The 1,599-nt window shown below is 68.5% G+C and carries 2 protein-coding genes; both read left to right on the forward strand.

Annotated elements, in window-relative coordinates:
- The coding region (locus RMN98_RS00515) for an ABC transporter permease (protein ID WP_309646842.1) at window positions 1–713 on the forward strand (713 nt) is incomplete at its 5' end.
- On the forward strand, window positions 713–1,599 hold an 887-nt coding region (locus RMN98_RS00520), incomplete at its 3' end, for an ABC transporter ATP-binding protein (protein WP_309646843.1). The genes RMN98_RS00515 and RMN98_RS00520, both read left to right, overlap by 1 nt.

Below are 1,599 nucleotides of genomic sequence, written 5' to 3' on the forward strand. Positions count from 1 at the left end.
TGCCGCCCGGGGTCGAGCAGAGCGACCTCGTCAGTGGCCATGTCTTCGGCACCACCACGCTCGGGTGCGACATGTACTCCGAGATCATCTACGGTGCGCGGCCCTCGATCATCGTCGCGGTGATGGTCACCCTGTTCACGACGATCATCGGCACCACGCTGGGCATCGTGTCGGGTTACTTCGGTGGCTGGACCGACACGATCATCTCGCGCATCACCGACATCGTGCTCGGCCTGCCGTTCCTGCTCGGCGCACTGGTCTTCCTGGCTCTGCTGGGCACCCAGGGCATCTGGCCGCTCACGTTCGTCCTGGTCGCCCTGGGGTGGACCTCGATGAGCCGGATCGTGCGCGGCAGCGTGCTGTCCCTGCGCGACCAGGACTTCGTCGACGCCGCCCGGGCGATGGGAGCCAGCGACTCCCGCATCATCCTGCGCCACATCCTGCCCAACTCGCTGGGTCCGGTCATCGTGCTCGCCACGCTCTACGTCGGCTCCTTCGTCGCCGCCGAGGCGACGCTGACCTTCCTGGGGGTGGGCCTTCCCCAGGGCGAGACCCTCTCGTGGGGCATCACGATCCAGGAGGGTCAGAACCTGGCGACCGCGGGCTTCAGCCACCTGCTGGTGTTCCCGTGCATCGCCCTGATCTTCACCGTGCTCAGCTTCATCCTCATGGGTGACAAGCTGCGCGACGCCCTCGACCCGAAGGGACGCTGATGGCTTCCGAGACCCTTCAGACCGGCAACGCTGACGACCGCACCGGGGGCGACACCGGGCAGGGCAAGAAGGCACGGGTCGCGAAGGACGTCCTCAAGAACGTCTCCTTCGACGAGTCCGCTCCCCTGCTCCAGGTCAAGGACCTGCAGGTCGAGTTCCACACCCGCGAGGGCGTCGCGCACGCCGTCAACGGCGTGAACTTCACCGTGGAGGCGGGGCGCACGCTCGGCATCCTCGGTGAGTCCGGCTGCGGGAAGTCCGTCACCGCGCAGGCCATCATGGGCATCCTCGACATGCCTCCCGCGCGCATCGCCAGCGGCGAGGTCCTGCTGCAGGGCGTCGACCTGCTCAAGCTGCCCGAGGACACCCGTCGCCGGGTCCGCTCCGACCGGGTCGGCATGGTGTTCCAGGACGCCCTGAGCGCGCTCAACCCGCTCTTCACCGTCGGCTGGCAGCTCGGCGAGCTGTTCCGGGTGCACCGCGGCTTCTCACGCAAGCAGGCCAAGGTCGAGGCCGTCCGGCTGCTCGACCTGGTGGGCATCCCCGACGCGAAGCGCCGTGTGGCCGACTACCCGCACCAGTTCTCCGGCGGCATGCGCCAGCGCGTGATGATCGCCATGGCGCTGGCCCTCGACCCCGACGTGCTGATCGCCGACGAGCCGACCACGGCGCTCGACGTCACGGTGCAGGCCCAGATCATGAAGCTGCTGGCCGACCTCCAGACCGAGCGCAACATGGGCCTGATCCTCATCACCCACGACATGGGCGTGGTGGCCGACGTCGCCGACGACATCTGCGTGATGTACGCCGGCCGCGTCGTGGAGCGGGCGGGCGTGCTGGACATCTACTCCCGACCGGCCCACCCCTACGCCAAGGCGCTGCTCGA

The sequence above is a fragment of the Nocardioides sp. genome (assembly GCF_031397825.1).
Classification (GTDB): Bacteria; Actinomycetota; Actinomycetes; order Propionibacteriales; family Nocardioidaceae; genus Nocardioides.